The organism is Lysobacter sp. DMC104 (genome assembly GCF_056313665.1).
Genome location: NZ_JBQUZW010000030.1, coordinates 1 through 4,191 on the forward strand (window position 1 = coordinate 1; position 4,191 = coordinate 4,191).

At 69.1% G+C, this 4,191-nt stretch carries 2 protein-coding genes; both read right to left on the minus strand.

The window, feature by feature from the left end; genetic code table 11:
- Positions 1–3,898: beta strand repeat-containing protein (locus tag ACT53R_RS19595; protein ID WP_476173595.1), on the minus strand; the 3,898-nt coding region annotated here is incomplete at its 3' end.
- A partial coding sequence (locus ACT53R_RS19600) for a hypothetical protein (protein ID WP_476173596.1) occupies positions 3,898–4,191 on the minus strand: 294 nt, incomplete at its 5' end. The genes ACT53R_RS19595 and ACT53R_RS19600, both read right to left, overlap by 1 nt.

Consider the following 4,191-nt stretch of genomic DNA (forward strand, 5'->3'; position numbering starts at 1 on the left):
TCCAGCCGGGCGGCACCTGCTCGGTCACCGTCGTCGCCACGCCGTTGGCGACCAGTGTCTGCACCGACGAGTCGGCCGACGCACCGGCGGCGGTCGTCGTCACCGTCACGCCGGGCAGGGCCGCGGGCAGGCCGTTCGTCCCGGTGAACGCGAAGCTCCCCGTGCCGCCGAAACTCGTCTTGCGGATCGTCAGCCGGGCGACCACCGCATTGACGAAATCACAGGTCCAGCTCGAACCGGCGGTGACGTTCGCGGCCGGGATCGTCACCGTACCGATGGCGCCGCCGATGGCGGGCAGGCCGGTCGCGGCGAACGTGCTGGCGCCGTCGGTGCAACTCGCAGCTGTCAGGTTGTATCCCGCCGGCACGGTCTCGACGACATTGACCTGGACGCCGCTCTGGCCGATCACGATCGCCTGCACGCCCGCCGTGGCGGTGTCGGCATCGAAGCTTGTCGCCGTGCCGGTGGCCGTGGTGGTGATGCCGGCCGCGCCGTCGGCCACGGTCGGCGTGGTCAGGTCGGTATCGGCATTGCTCACGGTGAAGCTGCTCGATCCTGTTCCGCCGAGTGTGGTCTTGCGCAGCAGCAGCGTCGGATTGAGCACGGACACGGCGCTGAACTCACTGGTGTTGCCGGCGGTGCCTGCGCCGTCCTCGCGTATCGCGATCGCGGTGATCCGGTCGCCTGCGGCCACGCCAGCGACGGCCAACGTGCCAGCGTTCAATGTGCCGCCGGTCAGACCACTCAATGCACCCAGATAGACTTGGCCTTCACCTGCCTGCTTGCCATCGGCACCGACATCGCCGGTGGCCGCGCCGCTGGCCACCTTGTAGAACTCGAGTGTGTACGTGCCGGTACCACAATAGCTGGCGCCCACCGTCAATGTGCCGCCGCCGACCACCGCGTAGTGGATCGTCGGCCGGCCGAGATTGCCATTCATCGTGCCGCCGGCGAATGCACTGCAGCCGGCACCCGTCGACACACCGTTGACGCCGAGGTCGATCGCGTTGCCGCCGTTGCCGGAAAACCCGTTCTGGCTGATCCGGACCTGCTGCTCGGTCGTGGCCGACACGCTGGCAATGCCGACACCCTCGTTGGCGTTGGCACTGATGTCGTTGCCACGCACCAGCGCGGGCCCGGCGTAAGCGCCCGCCGCGAGCGTGGTGAACAGGATGCCCCGGCCTCCGCTGGCGGTGATCGTGTTGCCGATCACCTGATGGCCGCTGCCGGTGGCGTTCTCGGCCATGATGATGCCGTTGCCCGCCGATCCGCTCACCAGGTTGTGCAGGATCTGCACGTTGCGCGTGGCGCTGCTCACGCCCGCCGGACCGGAACCCGGGACGAGCATGCTGGCGGCCGTGTTGTTCCGGAACACGTTCTCGGCCACCACCAGGTTGCCGAGCGACAGGCCCGTGATGTTGCAGCCGATCATCGCGTTCCCGGTCGCCGTGATGGCGTTGTTCCTGATCTGCGCCACCAGGCCATTGATGCCCGAACACGCATTGACCGCAGTGGATCCCAGATTCAGCGCGATACCGCCTCCAAGTGAGACCGGACGCGCTGCGGTGCCATTCGGCTGCCAGCCGATGGCGTTCCATTGCACGAGCAGGCCAGTGACACCGCTGCTGCGGACCTGCACCGCCTCGGTGCCGGAGGTGATGGACAGGTGCTGCAGTTGCACGCCGCTGCTGGCGCCCACCTCGAACACTGCGGCGGTGGTCGCCGTACCGCCTGCCGTCGAGCCCTTCACTTCCAGTTCCGGTCTCGGGATCGCCGCGATCGTCATCTGGTCGCCATTGACACCGACCGTGGCGCCGGCTTCGAGATTGCCGGCGGCAGTGTCCAGTACCGTGACACCGTCCACGCGGCTGTAGGCGGTACCGTCCACGATCGTGGAGACGGCATTCGCGCCGCTGATCACCGGTAGATTGGTGGTCGGCGCCACGCGCCACCAAGTGGGTTGATTGGTCGCGACCGCGGGCACGAAGCGCATCGCATTGGCGCCGGCGATGGTGTTCGCATTGGCGATGAACTGTCGCAGCGAGCCTTGGCCGCTGTTGCCTGTATGGGTCACCACGTTGAAGCTGAAACCGAAGTCGGCGTCGGCGATCGCATTGGTCCCCACCACGAGGCGGGTCACGTGTTCGTTGTTGTTCAACGCCACGCCGGGATTGTCGACGGTGCCACCCCGGCGACCGCCGTAGCAGGCGCCATTGGCCGGATTGGCCGCGGTGCCGGTGGTGACCGTGGCGCTGTTGTTGGTGTAGATGGGCGGTGTGCCGCCGACGCACAGGGGACCGTACCCCGCACCGCCCGCCGCGCCGGCGTTGCCGGTGCCCGCGGCCGCGTAGGTCTGCTCGCCCAGCACGCCGGCCGTGCCGGAAGCGGTCGTGCCCGGACGATCCACGGTCACGTAGTAAGTGCCACCGACCAACGTATTGAAGCTGTAGGTGCCGGCGATGCCGCCGACGGTGCTGGTCGTGGTGGTGGACTGTTGCGTGCCGGCACTGTTGAACAGACGCACCGTCACGCCGTTGATGCCGGGATTGACGCTGCTGCCGATGGCGCCATCGGCGAGCAGCTCCCCGGAGGTGTCTTCGAACACCCGGCCGGACACGGTGGTCCGCACGGCCAGACACTGGCTCGTCACGCCGTTGACGAGACTGGACAGACCGCTGATGTTGGCACTGCCATTGGTATTCGCCGCCTGCGGGCAAGCGCCCAGCGTCGGCGAGGCGGCGCTCGTCACCTGCACGGCGATCGTGCAGGTGCTCGCGCCCGAGGCGAGCGTGCCGCCCGAAAACGCGATCACCGTGCCGCCGGCCGTGCCGGTCACGATCCCGCCGCACTGCGAGGCGGTCGGAGCGCTCGCCAGTACCAGACCGCTCGGCAGTGTGTCGGTGAAGCCGAGGCCCGTCCAGGCCGGGTTCCCGGTCGTGTTGGTGATCGTGAACGTGAGCGTCGTCGTGGCGCCGGCCACGATCGCGGTCGGCGAGAATGTCTTCGTCAGCACGGGAATCGCGATCAGCACGGAACCGGCGCCGCCCGGCTGGTTCCGGCCTACCCCGCCCGCGCCGCCGGTCGATGCGATGGTCGGCGCGGACACAAACGCATTCGCGCCGGTCGTGTAGCACGACGTCCCTGCACCGCCACTTCCGCCGCCGGCGTTATGGGAACCGCCCGCGCCACCGGCACCACCAACGCGACCGCCGCCGCCGCCACCGCCGCCGCCGCCGCCGAATCCACCGTTGTTGCCCGTGCCGCCCGATGTTCCGTTACCGGTCAACGGGCAACTGACGATGTTGGTGATGACCGCACTCGCGGTCTGCCCCGTGTTACCAAGACAGGCGCCAGCGACGGTTCCGCCCGAAGCGCCGCCACCGCCACCGCCGCCTGCCACCTGCAGCACGGTGCCGTTCACCATGAGCGTCGTCCCACCGCCACCACCGCCACCCGAGCCATTGCCGCCGGCCGGTGGCGCAGAGGCGGATGACGCCCCGCCACCGCCGCCTGCACCGATGCCCGAACCGCCCGCACCGCCTCCCACGTTCGGGATGGCGCCGTTGCCGCCGCCACCGCCAGCGCCGATACGGCCGGACAGGACATCGCCGGGCGCCACGGCAATAGTGGCGGTGGCTCTCGCCCCGGTTCCGCCATTGCCGGGTTCCGCACAATTCGAAGGCCCGCCGGCACCACCGCCCGCGCCGGTGATCGTCACCCGCACCGCGGTGACGCCCGCCGGCACCGTGTAATTCCAATTGCCGGGGGTCGAGCTGGAATACAACTGCGCGGAGGCGACCGGTATGTACAGCGCGGCGAGACAGGCCACCAATCCACGCAGGCATCGGCGACGCATGAACGAGCCGATGCGATCATCGCGGATGGCACGCTTTCTCATCACTCCACCGTGACCTGATAGGTGACGCTGCCCGACTGCCCCGGCGCCAGCGTGCCCACGTACGTCCAGTCGATCGCTCCCGCCGCGCCCACCGCAGGCTGCTGCGTCACGTTGCAACCCGTCAGGTCCGCCGGCAGCGGCGCCCCGCACGACGCCGACACGTACTGCGTGTACGCAGGCGTCGCGTCGTGCACCACCAGCGTCCCGATCGACTCAGGGCCGTTGTTCCGGAACGTCACCTCGTACTCCAGCACGTCGCCCGTCCGCGCCTGGTTGCTCGTCGCATACGCCGT